Source organism: Nitrospirota bacterium (genome assembly GCA_016195565.1).
Lineage (GTDB): Bacteria > Nitrospirota > Thermodesulfovibrionia > Thermodesulfovibrionales > UBA1546 > UBA1546.
On record JACPZK010000022.1, the window covers coordinates 40,006 to 57,527 of the forward strand.

Sequence of the window (17,522 nt, forward strand, 5' to 3'; positions counted from 1 at the left end):
AAAAATACAGTATGGGGTATGGCCGCCAGGGCCATAGACGTGGCATCAAATTTCTTGCTCTTGGCCCTCGTTGCGCGTTATTTGGGGGTAGCAGAGTTCGGCGTTTATTCGTTCCTTATAGCCGTCATATGGACAGTTTTTCCTTTCCTTTTGATGGGCGGGCCAAGGATTTTGGCAAGGGACATCTCCCAGGATAAGAAAAATGCCAGCGCTTTGATCGGCAGCGCAATAACACTAATTGGACTGCTGGGCATTCCAGCTATAGTCATAACCGCTGTCTATGTATTACTTTTTAATCTTTCGCCGGACAGCGCAATCCTTGCCTTCGTCATTCTCCTGTCCATGCTTGCCATGGGCGCCACCAGAACGCTCAATTCTGTTTTTGTCGCCTTTGAAAGGATGCATTTTGAAACCATCATGTCAGTTTTTATTTCCCTTTCTTCCCTGTTATTTACCGCCGCCGCAATATATCTTGATTTAGGATTGAGATATATCTTCATTGGTATGCTTCTTAGCAACATTTCAAGCCTTGGTATAAGTATTTTCTTCTCCATGAGGCATTTCTCTGTAGTTCCCATGCTTGGTATAAAAAAAGATATTATTTTGTACCTTTTGAGGGAGTCCGCGCCGATCGCCGTATCGCAGTTCCTTTTACAAATCTACCTTTATTCCGGCGTTTTTGTGCTTAAGCTTTTAAGCAGCAATTTTGATTTGGGCCTTTTCCAGGCTCCTTACAGGCTGATTACACGATTGCAGGTCATTCCGATGACCTTCGTCTTGGCTATGCTTCCGGTCATCTCCCAGTTGGCAGCAAATGAGAGCGCCAGGGAAATCCTGAGGACAAAGGCTCTTTTTGTTTCCAAGATCCTCATTATTGTCAGTCTGCCAATAATGATCTTCGGGTTCATCTTCTCAGAAAAAATCATTTACCTGCTGTTCGGTGCGGCATTTTCCAAATCCATAATTGCGCTTCAAATCCAAATACTGGGTCTGGGTCTGTTTTTTTTAAATACATTCTTTGAAATCCTTTTCATAAGCCTGAAAAAGCAGCGCTATCAGGTGGTGTTGACAGCCCTTGGGCTTTTTGTCAGCCTCGTTTTAAATTTCATCATGGTCCCGGACTATGGCTATATAGCGGCAAGCGCTGCTGTGCCTATTTCGCAGGCAGTGATATTCTTAGCCGGCCTCTATTACCTGTCTGACATATTCAATGTGTTCAGCTTTGTAAAGGTCTTATACAAACCAGCGCTCGCGGCGTGTGTTATCGTTCTTTTCCTTATCGCCTTCTCATGGATTAATTATGCTATAGCGACCGGCGCGGTACTCTTGATATATCCTGTCATGCTATTTGCTTTCAAGGCGTTTTCTCAGGAGGAGATCGGGTTTTTAAAAAGAGCCGCAGGGATCAAGACCGGTTTAGGTGACAACAGCATAACCATACGGTAATGTGCATTCAATTATTACAGGGGGAATAAATGAGAGAAAAGGTAATTGTCATCGGCCTTGACGGAGCCACATTCAACCTAATAAGACCGTGGGTCAGGGAGGGGAGACTCCCTGCGCTCGCAAGGCTCATGGAAGAGGGGTGTTACGGCGAGTTAATATCAACTCCTGACATGATGAGTCCATCTGCATGGACATCTTTTGCCACTGGCAAAAATCCGGGCAAGCACGGCCTTTATAATTTTCTCGATTTTGTGCCGAACACCCTTAAGCTCCACTACTATAGTTCTATAGACAGGGATGGAGAAACTCTTTGGGGACTTTTAAACAAGTCAGGAAAGAAGGCCGGGGTGCTTAATGTACCCATGACTTACCCAGCCGACACACTTGATGGCTTTATGATATCAGGCTGGAACGCTCCTACTGTCAAAAGCAAGGGGTTTTCACATCCCCCTGAGATGATAGATGAGATACTGAAAAAATTTGGGGGTTACCCTCTTTTCCCGACGGTTAAAAAGTATATGGTGGAGAATAAACCCTCTCTGGCGATAGAGGCAATCAAAAACAGTCTTGACGCGCATGCGAAGGTTTCTAAATATCTTATGGAAACCCGTGACTGGGACCTGCTGATAGCTTTTTTTATCGCGACAGATCAGGTGCAGCATTATTTCTGGCACTACATGGATCCCCAACACCCTCTTCACGATCCTCATGCCGCTACAGAATGCCGTGACGCTATTTTTAACATTTACGAGCGATGCGATCGCATCATATCCGAATTAATCGAAAAAATAGGAGAGGAAACGACGATAATAGTGATGTCCGATCATGGACATGGTCCCAACCACGGTGCGACCCAATACCTTCCTCTGTGGTTAAAAAAGATGCGCTTTGCCGTAGAGAACGAAAAATCATACTCTGTTAATTTACTGAGAACTATGCAAACCGCAGCGCTCAAGTCGATATATAATCAGATGAACAAGCATCTAAATATGCGTGTCAAAGGATTTCTCAACAGATTAGTACCGAATCTGAGGGATAAAGTTGAATCTACTTGGCGGTTCTCTTCATATGACTGGGCGAGAACTAAAGTTTTCTTCCATTATGAGCCGAGGATAAATCTAAAAGGAAGGGAGCCTTTCGGCATCATTTCCCATGGTGAAGAATACGAGCAATTGAGAAATAATCTTATTGAGAAACTCTACGAGTGCAGAGATGTAAAAACAGGGCAGAGGGTTATAGAGAAAGTTTTCAAAGGTGAGGAAGTATATCATGGAAAGCATGTTTCTAATGCCCCTGACATCGTTATATGGTGGAAAGAGGGGGTAGTGCTTTCAGGCTTGGCTTGTCTCAGAGAGGACGGGGTTGAGGTCAGGGTGACAGAAAAATACGTCGATGATCCGCGAACCGGCAACCATTTTCCACATGGAATTTTCTTAATAAAGGGCAAGCATATAAGGAAGGGAAAAGAGATCAAAGGCGCTGAAATCATAGATTTGGCGCCAACTATTCTCCATTTGATGAACTCTCCCGTTCCTAACGACATTGACGGCAAGGTCCTGACCGAGGTTTTTGACGAGGACTTCCTTAAAAAAAATCCTGTGAAGTTCACCAAAGGGCGTAGCGATAGTGATAAAAAAGACGGCTATTCTAAGTCAGACGAGGACAATGTCCACGAGAACCTCAAGGCGCTGGGTTACATAGAATGAAGCGATTTATGAGGGCAGTTAAACACACAATTATATGGTTCGTATGGGTTGTCCTTCGCCCCATTCTTAGGTTTATTCCTTTAAAAATCATGTACAGAGCGGCATCCATAAGCGCAACGGTTGCATACCTTTGCGCCACGAAAAAGAGAAAAACGCTTATTAGCGAGCTTAAGAAAATCTTTAAGGACGGATCTAAAAAACAACTGCAAAGTATGGCGCATAAGAGTTTCATTATTTATTACAAAAGACAGGTTGAGAATGTAATCTTCGGTGATTTTACCAAAGAAAGGCTTGAACGGGTCGTTTCTATCGAAGGATTGGAATATCTGAATCAGGCAGTCAAGGAGGGCAAAGGGGCTATAATACTTTTATCCCATTTCGGCTCCCACCTTCTTGTCCCGCTCGCCCTTGCTTATAGAGGGTATCTCGTAAACCAGCTTACAGGCGGCCCGGGAGTTGTCAAACAATTGGACTCACCAGTATACGAAAGGGTGGTCGAGATAAGAAGAAAGGATTCGAGCAGTTTGCCTATCACATTTTTAAGCGCGCACCAATCTCTTCATGCTGCCCTTAAAGCTCTTAAAAGGAACGAACTGGTAGCCATAGCGATGGACGGCAGGGTTGGAAAAAAATGGATCAAGGTCAATATGTTCAATATGGAGACAACACTGTCTCCGGGACCTGTAAGGATAGCATTGAAGACGGGCGCACCTATCATTCCGACCTTTATCATCAGGAACAGGGATAATACCCATAAGCTGATTCTCGAGTCGCCCATAGAGCTTGATTATTTTAAGGACGAGGAAAAGACGATTGCGGTCAATACTCAGAAGCTCGCAAGAAGTTTTGAATCATATATCCTCAGATTCCCATGTCATTTTGGGATGATCTTGCAGATAATGAGAGAACGGGTTCAAAATGGAATTCTGGAATCTTCCATACTGCCTTAATCAGGTTTAGGCTCATCGTGGAAGAGTGTGGGAAAAATAGTGATTAATTCTGCATAACATGGCATCAGATAAGTGGAAACGAGGTTGCAGAAGGGGCAAAAAATCGGTATGATAACAAAACGGAAAAAAGAGGGAACTGCTGAACAAATATCGATTCCATGGATTTCGTCCTAAAGCAGCGATCAAGAGGATACTTGGAGACCAAAAGGTACGGGTTATCAGACTTAAGCGCACGCAAAGTTTTTTTCGGGAGAAGCAGGAGGGCTTTACGAAAACAAGCGTTTCAATTATAAGCATGGTTTTTGTCCTTTTAAGCCTTTTCACATTCTCCGTTGCGCAGGAGCCTGGACAGGTGGAAAAGCATATCCCGTTTATTTATGGCCTTAAAATATCCGGCCCCGATACTGAAAAGGTCGAAAAGCTCGATGGATATTTCGAAGTCGCCAGAGATATTGGATTCACCCATCTCAAAATATTCGTAACGATGGACTTCGTCCATCCGGATGATACAAGCTGGTTTTGGCAAAAAAAGATTTCAGGGGACAGAAAGATAGATTACGACAACCTTGCCGGTCTGTCCATGAAATATGGTATCTCGATAATCCCCATGTTCATTTCTCCTATCGATATTGAAAGGCAAAAGAACGCAAAAGCCTACGCGGAATTTGTCTATCAGTTCATAAGGAGATACAAGGAGAGCATGCGTATCGGCTATATTGAATTACAGAACGAACCGAATCAGGAAAATGACGGGAGTGGTACCTGGAGCCGCGCCCCGTGGCGGGCTACAGCACTAGATCTGGTACGGGTCGACAATGCCGCGTACGACAGGATCAAGTCAGTATACCCGGATATCGTAATTGGCTCAGCCGGATTTATCAACGAGAGCAGGCAGCATGTGGAAAGATATACGAAGGCATTCTATAAGGCGTATTTTGAGGCAAGACCGAAATTTGACGTATTCATGTTCCATGATTATCCCAAGAACACGTCCTACTTGCAGGGAACCAGGCCAGGAGATCTGGCTTCGGAGTATTATTTTTTTGAGACTTACCGCTCTATCCTCATCGAATACGGTTACGGCGACAGGCCAATTTTAATATCCGAAGGATTTGTAGACACGCCTTTTTTGCTTAACGGCAAGAAAAACTGGAACTGGCTTGACGAGGATGAAGCCTCTGTTCTATGGGTGGAAAGTTATATTCACACACTTTCAAACTCGCAGAAATTCAACATCGGCGCGAAGATAATAACAGGCGTCAGGACACAGGGCACTGCAGGATTAATAGACGACAAAACCGGCGCCAAAAGGAAACAGTATTATGCAGTGAAGCGCCTCGTCGCGCTGCTAAAAGAATATCCGATATATTCTCGATCCATTTCCGGAAAGGTTAATTCAAGTAATCCTTGGATCGAGGAATTCAAAAATAAAAAGGGGCACAGGGCATGGATCGCACTAAATCCCTTACTTTACGATACTACGGATGAGATGTATATGCCCGCTGTAACGAGTAAGAAGATAGTAGCGCCTCAGCCGGTTACCCTTGAGGTAGGCAAAGCGAAGTCCGTGAAAGTAGAAACTATTTCAGGGACTGAGATTAAAAAAGCATCGAATGGAAAGATCACTTTCGAAATTGGAAGGGAGCCTGTTTTCTTAACCGAATAGAATTAGTATGGCTAACATTATGAATTCTGTTTATGAAGCTTGCAACTCTATAAAATTCGAGCGTATGGCTGCTGTTCTAAAGTGGTCCGTTTTTGCGCTCGTCCTATTTATAATAGCCGTCTTATCTACTTTTATTAAATGGTATATCCTGATACCGATACTACTTGCTTCTCTGGCGGCTTGCATTCTTTTTATAAAATACAAGTGGACTGTTTATCTGTTGGTCTTTCTCGTTCCTTTCAGCGCCGGAAGCGTTGGTATTATGGTCAAGGATCTGCAGAATATACACTTTTCCATTGCGATGAACGACAGAATACCGATTTTCGCACCAATAATTATAATCTCATTCCTTGGAATGATGCTTGCAACGATCTCTGTAATAAAATCAAAGGGCATTAGAAATCCTTTCGCCATAGCGAATATCATTCTTTTCCTTTATGGAGCCACTACATTGCTATATACCCAAAATCTGGAGCACAGTACTGTTCAACTTTTTATAGTCTTTTTGAACGCGTGTCTGTTCAGCCTGTTCGTGAATTCCATTGAAGATGAAAAAATGCACAGAAAAGTAATGTGGTGCTGGGTTATATCCGGCGGACTTCAGGCTTTGATTACCATCCTGCTCTACTTTGTAGTCTACCCCCCATCTGGTCTTTTCGTGTACCAGCACTCCATTTCAAAGAATTTTGCATTCGTATTAGAGCTTATGACAGGATATGAAACAGACGGATACATTAAAAGAGGGAGCGCTTTTACCTATGCTCATGAATCAGCACTTCTTATGAACCTTACACTTGCGGTCGCGATAGGACTTTTTGCCTGGGAAAATAAATTATTTAGAAGGCTGATCCTGATTGTTATATCAATCCTGTCTATTGCTGCAAATCTTCTGGCCATGTCACGAGGCGGCACTGGCGTGCTGATTATTATGGCCTTTTTCATTTTCCTTTTCACGAGAAAATACAACAGGCACTTTTTCTTAATATGCATAATTTTCCTTTTATCCGTATTTGCTATTTTTGAGGCGCAGAACACGATATTAAACTCGGTCATGCGCACGAAGGTCTCCCCTCGGCTGTTGGTCAGGGGAGTTGAGACCGTGAGCAGCTCAAAGCAAGTCGCGCCTGACAGGGTCCATATGTGGAAGAAGGGATTTAAAAAGCTTAAAAAGACATTGTTTCTCGGCCTTGGGGTGGGAAATTTCAATTATTATCTAAAAAAGGTTCATTCTCATAGCCTATATTTTTCGTTCCTTTTTGATTTTGGCGTAATAGGAGTAGGCATTCTGATCAGTTTGATAATGAGCCTCTACAGATGTTTTATAGTTCCACAGGGAGACCAATCGTCCTACATGCAAATTATGCGTATAGCCATTTTGGGAGGGATTGTAGCCATTGGAGTGCATGGGCTTGTGGATTTTGAGTATAAAAGAACGCTGATATGGTTCTTTCTAGGCATGGCTATTCCAACCGCAAGTTTAGCAAGGCAGGAACTTCAAACCCATACTGAAGAAGGTTCAGCTTGAGATACTTTGACGAAATTGAGAAGAGGAAAAAAGAGGCCAGCCTGAGCAGGCACCCGAAGTTCCTGCAGTCTATTTTTAACTCCTTAAGCAGCGTGCATGATTATTATGACGAATGTCTTGCCCCGCTCATAAGGAAGGACATTAAGGTGCTCGATGCGGGGTGCGGTAAAAAGGGTATCATGAACAAGTACAGGGGTAAGACTGCCTATACCGTGGGCATGGACATGCAGTTGAGCGCTATTAAGCAAAATGCCGCTATGGACTACAAGGTCGTCTCAGGCGTTTACAGCATTCCGTTCAAGGAGGAGACATTTGATGTGATAGTCTCGCAGTGGGTCGTTGAGCACCTCTCGGAGCCCAAAAAGGCATTCAGCGAATTTAGGAATGTGTTGAAGAATAACGGGAGCCTGATACTCGTAACGAACAGCGTATATAACCCGCTCATGTTCTTTAATGCGGTGATGCCAGAAGGTATAAGGGACAGGATTAAAAAGAGGGCGCTTCCGCCGGAGATAGAGGAGGACACGTTCCCGACATACTATAAATGCAATTCGGTCGGCAAGCTCGATAAGGCATTGAGGGAGTTGGGGTTTGAGAAGAAGTTTACAGGCTATGTAGGGGACCCTTCGTTCTTCGTATTTTCGAAGTTCATCTTCCCTTTGACAGTGGTATATGAGCTTGCAACCTCTTTCAGGATATTGAGGCCATTGAAGATGCATGTGATTGTCCATTATGTTAAGAGAGACAAAAGTTAAAGAGGCTAATGCATGAAGATAACTTTCATCTCGCCGTATCCGGATATAACTGCTTTCGGCATAAGAAATATCTCTTCTTACGTCAAGGAACACGGCCACAAGACACAGATAATCTTTTTGCCTGACCCTTGCGGTGATGATATCGCCGATACGAAGAGATACAACGATAGTGTCCTTGAGGGGATAATCCCTTTATGCGCTGATGCCGATATAATCGGCGTAACGCTCATGACGAACTTCTATCAGAGCGCTATCGAGATCACCGAGAAGATAAAGAGGCTTAAAAAGCCTGTCATTTGGGGCGGCGTGCACGCGACTGTAATGCCTGAGCAGTGCCTCATGCACGCGGATATGGTATGTATCGGTGATGGGGAAGAGGTTATGCTTGAGCTTCTCAACAGGATGGAGAGGAGGGAGGACTATGACGGTGTCAGGGGCCTCTGCGTAAAGCGGGATGGAAATATCATAAGGAACCCTCTTGAGAGGCTCTCGGATGATCTCGATAAATACCCCATACCCGATTACAGCATGGAGAACCATTTTGTTATGCATAACGGCGCTATCACTGCGATGACGACGGATTTAATGAGGACCATGATGGAGGAAAGTTACATTTCGAATTTCATATCAAAGTGCGGTTACCAAACCATGTCAGGCAGGGGCTGTCCCCATAAGTGCTCCTACTGTGTAAACGACACGCTTAAGAACATGTACGGAGGCCACGATTACCTCAGGTGGAGGAGTCCGGAGCATGTTGTGGAGGAGTTACTTTTTGTAAAGAAGACCATGCCGTTTGTGGGGCACATTTGGTTCTCGGACGACTCGTTTTTTTCAAGAAACCTTGAGAAGACAAAAGAATTCTGCAAGCTTTATAAAGAGAAGATAGGGCTTCCTTTCTTCGCTCTCGGAAGCCCTCTGACAATAAACGAGGAGAAGATGGCCCTTCTTGTGGACACGGGCTTAAGGGGTGTACAGATGGGTATTCAGACAGGGAGCAGCCATGTGCAGGCGTTATTCAATCGCAAGAATATGTCTAATGAGCGGGTCTTAAAGGCCATGAACATAATTAACAAATACAAGGACAGGCTCGAACCCCCGCATTATGACTTCATACTCGATACACCATACGAGACAGACAGGGACAAGGTAGAGACCCTACGCTTTATCTCCAGGATACCGAAGCCTTATAATTTGCAGACATTCTCGCTTGTGCTTTATCCGGGCACACAGATGTACGATATGGCAAAGAAGGATGGGTTTATAAATGATGAGGAAAAGGAGATACTCAATAGGAGCTACACAAGGCGCAGCTTCGGGTATTTCAATGTGCTCTTCTCGCTCATTAAAAAGGGATGGCTTCCTGTCTGGACGGTCCGGATACTTATAAGTGGGCCGGTTCTGTTGTTTCTTAATAATAAATTCATGGTGCCTGTGATAAAGGCCGCTGATATGTTCGCGGGTGCGCTTTACCGGACACTCAACGGCCTCTGTGCGCCCAAAGTAAAAAGGCTTAAGAAAACATAGAAGATACCATCACAGGAAAGATACCAGGACCGAGAGTTTGTTCTACAAAATAATTAACAAAAAGAAACGGGTGGCAACCATGATAGCGGATGTAATCGGTTATGCGCTCTGGACGCCTGCGAGGATATTGAGGAAAGATTCGCCTCCTCGGAAAGAGGAGGTTAAGGAAATACTCGTTGTGCGCACCGCTTACATAGGCGATGTAATAATGACGCTCCCGATGCTCAAGCCCTTAAAAGAGTTTTATCAGGGCTCACAGATAACGTTTTTGACCGCAAACGCCGCGAAGGACCTCTTTAAAGGCAACCCGTATGTGGATGATGTCATTACTTATGACGCTTTCTGGTTTTATGAAAAATCCGAGACGTTCGGGGATTTTTTAAAGAGGTTGAGGAATAGAAGGTTTGATCTGGTAATAGAGGCGAGGGGCGATATTAGAGACATCCTTCTTATAGCATATCTCTGCAGGGCAAGGCATAGGGTTAGTTATAAAGTAGCAGGAGGAGGGTTTCTTTTAACGGGGATTGTCCCTTATGAGAAAATAAAACACAAGGTAGAGTACCATCTTGACATTGTAAGATTTTTAGGAGCCGAAACAGGTAAATTTGCGTGGGATTTGTATTTAACCGCGGAAGAAAGGAACTTCGGCAAGGCCTTATTAACTGCTCAGGGAATTGCCGATTCAGACACCGTCATAGGCATCCATCCAGGAGGCAGGAAAGGCCTGAAGTGCTGGTCCGCCCGGAAATACGCAGAGGTTGCTGACTGGATAATATCAAAATATAATGCTAAAGTTATTTTTACGGGTTCAGGGGAAGAAATAAAATTGATTGAAGACATTATGGGGAAAATGAGCGCCAAAGCAGTCAGTCTTACCGGCAAAACCGACTTGCGGATTCTTGCAAGCCTGCTGAAAAGATTTAATCTCTTTATATGCAATGACACCGCTCCCCTTCATATTGCCTCTGCCATGAAGACGCCGACAGTTGCTATTTTTGGTCCATCTAAAAGCAATGAGACAGGCCCCTATGGCAATATCCACAGGGTAGTTGAAAAAGATTTTCCATGCAGATACACCTGCGATGAAGATGTCTGTAATCATAGGGTGCATAATGAATGTATGACGGCTATAACTACTGATGATGTTTGTGAGGCTGTTAAGGATATTATGAATGAAATAGCTGATAAGGGTCTGAAGTTGCCTGAAAAAATATTGAAAGGATGAAAAGCGCTAAAAAGCATGAAAGTTTCTCAGCCCCCTTCTCCACTTTTTTTGTAATACATTTTGAGGTTGGCGGAGATACAAGACGCCTTGAATATCAAAATACCTTCTGGCCTGCAACTGTTGATCTTATTAAATTAGCAGACCGGTATGATGCAAAGCTGACCCTGCAATTTACGCCGCAATGGGCTGAATACATACTGAATGACAGATACAAATTCAATTTATTCAAGGGATGGCAGAGACATGGGCACGAAGCCGGGCTTCATCACCACGGTTATGATCACCGCGACTGGGACGGATATACAAACAGGCGGGGGAAAGAAAATAATTCCTCATATCGCGGAAATGTTACGGACATGATAAATACTGTAAATGAACTTATTCACCCGTATCAGATTTTGACAGGGACCATAACTGATGAAGCGCATGATTACCCTGACGGCATTAAATACGACACACAAGGAATAAAAATTCGTCATTCGAGGACAAGGCCAAAGAACGTTACACTTAACGGCAAAAATGTCATTCAGACGGGAATGTCTATTTTATCTGATGCGAAAAATATTAAAGAGCTTAAGAAGGAATATCATAAATCTGCTGATAATGAAATCTTTGGGGTCGTTACCCATGAAATAGATTTTGAGAATAGTCCTGAAATCATAAAGGAATGGTTCAGGTTCGTGAAATATAGAGACAATCGGATTCAGACCGTGAGCGAAATAATTTCTAACTACCGGAAAGATTATAATATTGAATGCTGTGACAAGCCTTTGACTTTTTCAAAAGATGTCACCGGCATTAGGGTATGATTTGGCAAATGGCTTTCAAACTGAACATTATAACGGCTTACTCAGCAAAAGAAATTAAGGAGAGGCTCTTTTTGTCTCTTCAAGAATATCATGAGCTGCTTCCTGCATCAAAGACATCAAAAATATTGCTTAAGCCAAACCTTAACGCCAACATGAACGCTCTTACAGGAAACACAACTGATTTGAGGCTTCTTGCAGCGGTCATTGAATACCTCAAAGTTAATGGATATAAAAATATTGCAATAGGGGAAGGCACTAACAGCGGTTATTACAGAAATAATATCAGCGTCATTTCCCGGCTTAAAATAGATGAACTGGCAAAATATTATGGCGTTAAGGCAATTGATTTTAATTTCGCGGAACCGGTTTATATTGCTTTTGAAAATGGAGTCAAAGCAGGTATTGCAAAAGATTGCGCAGAGGCGGATTTTATTATCAATATGCCTAAACTCAAAACTCATTTTGAAGTCGGAATGAGTGTGTGCCTTAAAAACCTGATGGGCTGCCTTGTGGGTCAGGAAAACAAGAAAAAGACACACCAGAGTCTGGCGCGGAATATCTTAAATATAAATGAGCATTTAAAGCCAAATTTTCATATAGTTGACGGCCTGATAGCCATGGAAGGACTCGGGCCTACAAGGGGCAAACCTAAAAAAATGGGGATTATTATTTTAGGAGCTAACCCCTATCTCATAGACCTGTTATGTGCAAAAATTGCCAATTTTGATTACCGCTTAATCACCACATTAAAACTGGCTGAAGACAAAGGCCTTATAACCAAAGACTATCACGAATTCATACAAAGTCAGGACATCAATGACTTAATTAAAGAGTTTGAAAAACCAAAGGCAAATTTCTTCGCCTCTTTTATACACAGTCCTAAAAGGCAGAAGTATTTTCTGGCTGTCCGCAACACAAAATTTTTTACCTATCTGGCAGCAACCGAGTTATTTGGCAAACTGCTTTTTCTTTCCGGACTTAGGCAGGATAATTTTATTAAGGAGGAAATGTCATTTGAAGGTTTTTCTTTTGACAAGGGGCGTTGTACAAAAGGCTGTACAAAATGCAAAGACTACTGCCCTGTGGGATTAGAGCTGCCTGAAGGGCTTGCAGAGCACCGTAATAATGGATGCATAGGCTGTCTATATTGTTTCTTAGTTTGCCCTACAAAGGCTATTGAGTTTGGAGGAAAGCTTGGCTTTCTGACAGAACAGATCAGACAATATGACGATATAACAAGAAAGGTTGCGTAAATGAAAATTCTATTGCTTAATCCGCCGTTTTTGAAAAAATTTTCAAGGCCCCAGAGGAGTCCTGCGGTTACAAAGAGCGGGACCCTTTACTTTCCCATGTGGCTTGCTTATGCCGCAGGCGTCTTAATGGAAAATGGATTTGAAGTTGAACTGATTGATGCGCCTGCTGACGATTACAGCATGGAAGATGTTGCTGAGAAAGCTAAAAAACTCCAGCCGGATATTATAGTTATTGACACAAGCACTCCCAGCATTTATAACGATACATCTATAGCAGGCAAATTAAAGGAGATATGCCCTTCGTCTTTCATAGCCCTTGTCGGCACACATGTATCCGCGCTTCCTGAGGAAACACTGAATTTAAATAATAAGATTGATGCAATTGCACGGCATGAGTACGACTATACACTGTTAGACCTTGCCAAAACACTTGAAAAAGGCGGAGACTTGAATAATGTCAAGGGGATAAGTTTTAGAAGCGGTAAAGGAATAACGCATATTCCTGACAGGTCATATATAGAAAACTTGGATGAACTGCCGTTTGTAAGCCGGGTCTACAAAAAATTCCTAAAAATAGAAAACTACTTTAATCCGAACGCCCTTTATCCAATGGTAACGATTACAACAAGCAGGGGATGTCCTTTTAAATGCACCTTTTGCGTCTACCCTCAAACGCTGATGGGCAGCGGCTTTCGAACGAGGAGCGTTACGAATGTCGTCGACGAAATAGAATATATCGTGGAAAATTTCCCCCAAACAAAGGCGATCTTTTTTGAGGATGATACACTTACTGTCAACAAAAATAGATGCATTGAATTGTCGGAGCGGATAATAAAGAAAAAGATAAAAATATCATGGACTGCTAATGCCAGGGTCGGGCTTGATTTTGAGACAATGAAGATAATGAAAGAGGCGGGATGCAGGTCATTCTGCGTCGGCTTTGAAAGCGGGAGCCAGATGATCCTCGACAACATGAAAAAGAATATTAAACGTGAGAAAATGTTTGAATTTATGAAAAATGCAAAAAAGGCGGGCATCCTTATTCACGGCTGTTTTATGGCCGGTCTGCCAGGCGAGACAAAAGAGACAATGAAACAAACCCTTGACCTTGCCAAACGCCTTAATCCCGATACAATGCAGTTTTATCCTGTGATGGTCTATCCCGGAACCGAGGCTTACCATTGGTATAAAGACAGGGGATACCTTATCACGGAAGACTTTTCCAAATGGCTCACCCCCGGCGGCTTGCATAACACCGTAATTAAAACACAGGAATTGTCACCCGGTGAGATGGTAAAATTCTGCGATGACGCGAGAAGGAAATTTTATCTCAGGCCCGCGTATCTTTTTTACAAGATAAGGCAGATGGTCTTTTCCCCGAGGGAGATCAGAAGGACCCTCAAGTCCGCAAAGACATTTTTAAAATATCTCTTCAGAGGCTCCGATATTACGGAGTAAAAATGATACTGTACTCGGTCATAATTCCAGCTTATAATGCAGATGGTACGATTGGGAAATGTCTTGAATCTTTAATGAATCAGTCTGTCCCGAAGGAGGCTTACGAAATAATAGTGCTTGACGACGGGTCAACGGACAGCACCGCTGAAAAAGCAAAAAAGTTTTCCGTAAGATATTTTTTCCAGACAAATCAGGGTCCTGCTACAGCAAGAAACGCAGGCGCCAAGGAGGCTAAGGGAGAGATAATACTTTTTACGGATTCTGACTGCATCCCGGGAAAAAACTGGATAGAAAAAATGGCCGTGCCCTTCAATAATCCTGAGGTTATGGCAGTCAAAGGAGCATATAAAACAGAGCAAAAAACACTGACAGCGCGGTTTGCGCAGATAGAATTTGAAGAACGATTCAATATGCTGAAAAAAACTGAATCTATTGATATGGTAGATACATATTCTGCAGGTTACAGGAAATCGGTTTTTATTTCATTAGGCGGCTTTGACCCGTCTTTTCCTGTTGCAAATAATGAAGATACGGAACTTTCATACAAAATGTCTCGGTCGGGCTATAAAATGGTTTTCAATCCTGACGCAATTGTTTATCATTTGAACCACCCCGATTCTGTAAAGAGATATGCCCGTCTTAAATTCTGGAGGGGATACTGGAGAATGGTTGTCTATAAAAGATATCCAGACAAGATGTTGAAGGATTCATATACTCCTCAGAGCTTAAAATTACAAATACTTTTTTTATTTTTATTCTTAACATGCTTGCCTCTTACATGGTTACTGCCAAATCTGATGTTTTATCCTGTAATCCTCTGTCTGATTTTATTTATTCTGTCAACCCTCCCATTCATCAGGCTGGCGCTTACAAGAGATTTAATTGTCGCCCTGCTATCGCCATTTTTTCTATCGGTGAGGGCAGTTTCGCTGGGCACAGGCACTTTCTGGGCGATACTATCACAAAAAAATCTAAAATGACAGCTTCACAAAATAACGAACAGATTTTTAAAAGCGTCTGCAGGATATGTCATGGCGGCTGCGGGGCAATTCTCCATGTAAAAGACGACAGGGTGATCAAGGTAAAAGGCGACCCTGAATCGCCTTTAAGCAAGGGCTGGATGTGCATCAAAGGGCTTAGTACTCCCGAAATTGCCAATCATCCTGACCGACTGAAAGACCCGCTGAAACGGAAAGGCGAAAGAGGCGGCGGGGAATGGGAAAAAATTTCATGGGAGCAGGCGCTTGATGAAATAGCCTCAAGGGTTGATGCCATCAGGAAAGAATCAGGCGCCGAGTCTGTTGCATTAGGACAGGGTACAGGACGCCACCACTATATGCATACCGTACGGTTTGCAAACCAGCTTGGCACCCCGAACTGGTATGAGCCGGGGCTTGCACAATGTTTTATCCCGCGTATCACGGTAAGCAACCTTACCTACGGTAACTTTATCGTCGGGGATTATTACGGAGATACCCAGCCAAAGTGCATACTCTTCTGGGGACATAATCCGCTAATTTCAGGGCCTGACGGGGAATTATCCATTGTTGTAAGAAGGTCTCTGGATAAAGGCGCTATCGGCATAGCAATAGACCCGAGGCGTTCAGAAACAGCAAAAAAATGCGCCCTGTGGCTGCCGGTGCGCCCCGGCACTGATGCTGCACTGGCGCTTGCCATGATTAATGTGATCATAAAAGAAGAGATTTATGACAAAGAATTTGTAGAAAAATGGACCTTTGGATTTGACAAATTAAAAGGCCATGTAGCCCCATTTACTCCTGAATGGGCGGAGGCTATTACATGGGTACCGGCGGCGGATATTGTTAAGGCGGCAAAAATGTATGCTGTAAATAAACCCGCAGTGCTTGAATGGGGACTGGGCCTTGAGCAAAATTCAAATTCACTGCAAACCGTGAGGTCCATAGCCATACTGCGCGCCCTGACAGGAAATATTGACATTCCGGGCGGTGATATCATAGGGATGAATATAGTTCGCGGCTACCCTACCCTGAAGGACAAACTGCCTGACGGCATGTCAAAAAAACGCCTTGGGGCTGAAAGTTTCAAACTCCTTGGCGGCTGGCGCGCATTCATGCCCTCTGCACACATCCCAGCGCTGTTTAAGGCAATGCGGACAGGAGAGCCTTACAGGATAAGGGCCTTACTGATTTTCGGAAACAATCCGTTGACCACAGTCGCCAATTCCAGAGAAGTCTATGAATCCCTCCAAAAACTGGACCTTCTAATTGTAACAGATCTTTTTATGACGCCCACTGCTGCTATAGCTGACTATGTACTCCCTGCAGCCTTCTGGCCCGAGGTAGAGCAGGTTATCGGCTATCCGCTTGTCGCTGAAAATATTGTTATGGCACAGCAAAAGACAACTGAGACAGGGCAATGCCGTCAGGATGAATGGATTATGGATGAACTTTCCGTGAGATTGAACTTGCCCGGCTCGGAGCAGAGTTTTAAAGACATCATAAATTATCAGTTGTCTCCTCTGGGCATTAATTTCCATGAGCTTAAAGAACGAGGTTTTGTGTCCCCTCCTCACGTGTATAAAAAATATGAAAAAGACGGTTTCCGAACACCTTCTAAGAAGGTTGAGCTTTATTGTAAGGCGCTTGAAAAAATGGGTTATGAGCCGCTGCCGACTTACAAGGAACCTCCTGAAAGTCCGTTGCAGTCTCCTGAACTTGCAAGGGAATTCCCTTATGTACTTACTACAGGAAGCAGAAGGCTGGAGTTTTTTCACAGCGAACACCGCCAGATAAAATCCCTGCGGAACCGCAGGCCGTATCCACAGGTGGAAATTCACTCCCATACAGCCATAAAACACGGTATTAAACAGGGTGACTGGGTAATAGTGAGTTCACCGCGGGGCCGTATACGGTTAAAGGCATTAATCACGGAAGATATTCATCCTGATGTTATCAATGTTGAACACGGATGGTGGTTCCCTGAAAAGCCGGGACCTGATTACGGGGTATGGGAATCAAATGCCAATCTGCTGACCAATAATGCCCCTCCCTATGACCCTGCCTTTGGCAGCTATCAGTTAAGAGGGCTTTTGTGCCGGATTCAAAAAGAGGAGGGATAGGAAAATCGCATCTTAGTAATTATTTGTTCTGAATCGCTCCGCCTCTTTTCTCAAAGACTCTACTTTGCTTGTGCAGAGACGCAAGAAAAACAGAGTTTTCCCTAA

Annotated in this window: 13 protein-coding genes; all 13 read left to right on the forward strand. The window is 43.6% G+C overall.

What is annotated here, in order from left to right:
* The first annotated feature begins 18 nt into the window (after positions 1 to 18).
* The 13 genes from HY035_07540 (at position 19) to HY035_07600 (ending at position 17,417) form a co-directional block, all read left to right on the forward strand.
* Positions 19 to 1,446 carry a flippase gene (locus tag HY035_07540; GenBank protein MBI3378234.1) on the forward strand — a complete coding sequence of 476 codons (1,428 nt, stop codon included), beginning with the start codon at positions 19 to 21 and terminating at the stop codon, positions 1,444 to 1,446.
* 29 nt (positions 1,447 to 1,475) lie between these two features.
* Entirely contained in the window at positions 1,476 to 3,152 is a 1,677-nt protein-coding gene (locus HY035_07545; GenBank protein MBI3378235.1) for an alkaline phosphatase family protein, read from the forward strand.
* 8 nt (positions 3,153 to 3,160) lie between these two features.
* Positions 3,161 to 4,102, forward strand: a complete 942-nt coding sequence (locus HY035_07550; protein MBI3378236.1) for a lysophospholipid acyltransferase family protein — start codon at positions 3,161 to 3,163, stop codon at positions 4,100 to 4,102.
* 352 nt (positions 4,103 to 4,454) lie between these two features.
* The gene (locus HY035_07555; GenBank protein MBI3378237.1) at positions 4,455 to 5,768 is read left to right on the forward strand and encodes a hypothetical protein; all 1,314 of its coding nucleotides are present in this window, start codon (positions 4,455 to 4,457) and stop codon (positions 5,766 to 5,768) included.
* A gap of 301 nt (positions 5,769 to 6,069) precedes the next feature.
* Positions 6,070 to 7,293, forward strand: coding sequence for an O-antigen ligase family protein (locus HY035_07560; protein MBI3378238.1), 1,224 nt, complete (start codon positions 6,070 to 6,072; stop codon positions 7,291 to 7,293).
* Entirely contained in the window at positions 7,290 to 8,048 is a 759-nt protein-coding gene (locus HY035_07565; GenBank protein MBI3378239.1) for a class I SAM-dependent methyltransferase, read from the forward strand. The genes HY035_07560 and HY035_07565 overlap by 4 nt, the downstream gene beginning before the upstream one ends.
* 12 nt (positions 8,049 to 8,060) lie before the next feature.
* Positions 8,061 to 9,572 (forward strand): B12-binding domain-containing radical SAM protein, encoded by a 1,512-nt coding sequence (locus HY035_07570; protein MBI3378240.1) that lies wholly within the window; start codon positions 8,061 to 8,063, stop codon positions 9,570 to 9,572.
* A gap of 37 nt (positions 9,573 to 9,609) precedes the next feature.
* A complete protein-coding gene (locus HY035_07575) occupies positions 9,610 to 10,797 on the forward strand; it encodes a glycosyltransferase family 9 protein (GenBank protein ID MBI3378241.1) in 1,188 nt (395 codons plus the stop codon).
* Positions 10,794 to 11,606: a hypothetical protein gene (locus tag HY035_07580; GenBank protein MBI3378242.1), complete on the forward strand. Its 813-nt coding sequence runs from the start codon at positions 10,794 to 10,796 to the stop codon at positions 11,604 to 11,606. Before HY035_07575 ends, HY035_07580 begins: the two co-directional genes overlap by 4 nt.
* 8 nt (positions 11,607 to 11,614) lie before the next feature.
* Positions 11,615 to 12,859 (forward strand): DUF362 domain-containing protein, encoded by a 1,245-nt coding sequence (locus HY035_07585; protein MBI3378243.1) that lies wholly within the window; start codon positions 11,615 to 11,617, stop codon positions 12,857 to 12,859.
* Positions 12,860 to 14,317 carry a radical SAM protein gene (locus HY035_07590; protein MBI3378244.1) on the forward strand — a complete coding sequence of 486 codons (1,458 nt, stop codon included), beginning with the start codon at positions 12,860 to 12,862 and terminating at the stop codon, positions 14,315 to 14,317.
* A gap of 2 nt (positions 14,318 to 14,319) precedes the next feature.
* Positions 14,320 to 15,297 carry a glycosyltransferase gene (locus tag HY035_07595; protein MBI3378245.1) on the forward strand — a complete coding sequence of 326 codons (978 nt, stop codon included), beginning with the start codon at positions 14,320 to 14,322 and terminating at the stop codon, positions 15,295 to 15,297.
* On the forward strand, positions 15,294 to 17,417 hold the full coding sequence (locus HY035_07600; protein ID MBI3378246.1) for a molybdopterin-dependent oxidoreductase: 2,124 nt from the start codon (positions 15,294 to 15,296) through the stop codon (positions 17,415 to 17,417). Before HY035_07595 ends, HY035_07600 begins: the two co-directional genes overlap by 4 nt.
* The last annotated feature ends 105 nt before the right edge of the window (positions 17,418 to 17,522 follow it).

Excerpts from the sequence above, each read along its gene's own strand:
- HY035_07540 (MBI3378234.1), top strand. The coding sequence starts at position 19 with ATGGCCGCCAGGGCCATAGACGTGGCATCAAATTTCTTGCTCTTGGCC.
- HY035_07545 (MBI3378235.1), top strand. The coding sequence starts at position 1,476 with ATGAGAGAAAAGGTAATTGTCATCGGCCTTGACGGAGCCACATTCAAC.
- HY035_07550 (MBI3378236.1), top strand. The coding sequence starts at position 3,161 with ATGAGGGCAGTTAAACACACAATTATATGGTTCGTATGGGTTGTCCTT.
- HY035_07560 (MBI3378238.1), top strand. The coding sequence starts at position 6,070 with ATGAACGACAGAATACCGATTTTCGCACCAATAATTATAATCTCATTC.
- HY035_07570 (MBI3378240.1), top strand. The coding sequence starts at position 8,061 with ATGAAGATAACTTTCATCTCGCCGTATCCGGATATAACTGCTTTCGGC.
- HY035_07580 (MBI3378242.1), top strand. The coding sequence starts at position 10,794 with ATGAAAAGCGCTAAAAAGCATGAAAGTTTCTCAGCCCCCTTCTCCACT.
- HY035_07585 (MBI3378243.1), top strand. The coding sequence starts at position 11,615 with ATGGCTTTCAAACTGAACATTATAACGGCTTACTCAGCAAAAGAAATT.
- HY035_07590 (MBI3378244.1), top strand. The coding sequence starts at position 12,860 with ATGAAAATTCTATTGCTTAATCCGCCGTTTTTGAAAAAATTTTCAAGG.
- HY035_07595 (MBI3378245.1), top strand. The coding sequence starts at position 14,320 with ATGATACTGTACTCGGTCATAATTCCAGCTTATAATGCAGATGGTACG.
- HY035_07600 (MBI3378246.1), top strand. The coding sequence starts at position 15,294 with ATGACAGCTTCACAAAATAACGAACAGATTTTTAAAAGCGTCTGCAGG.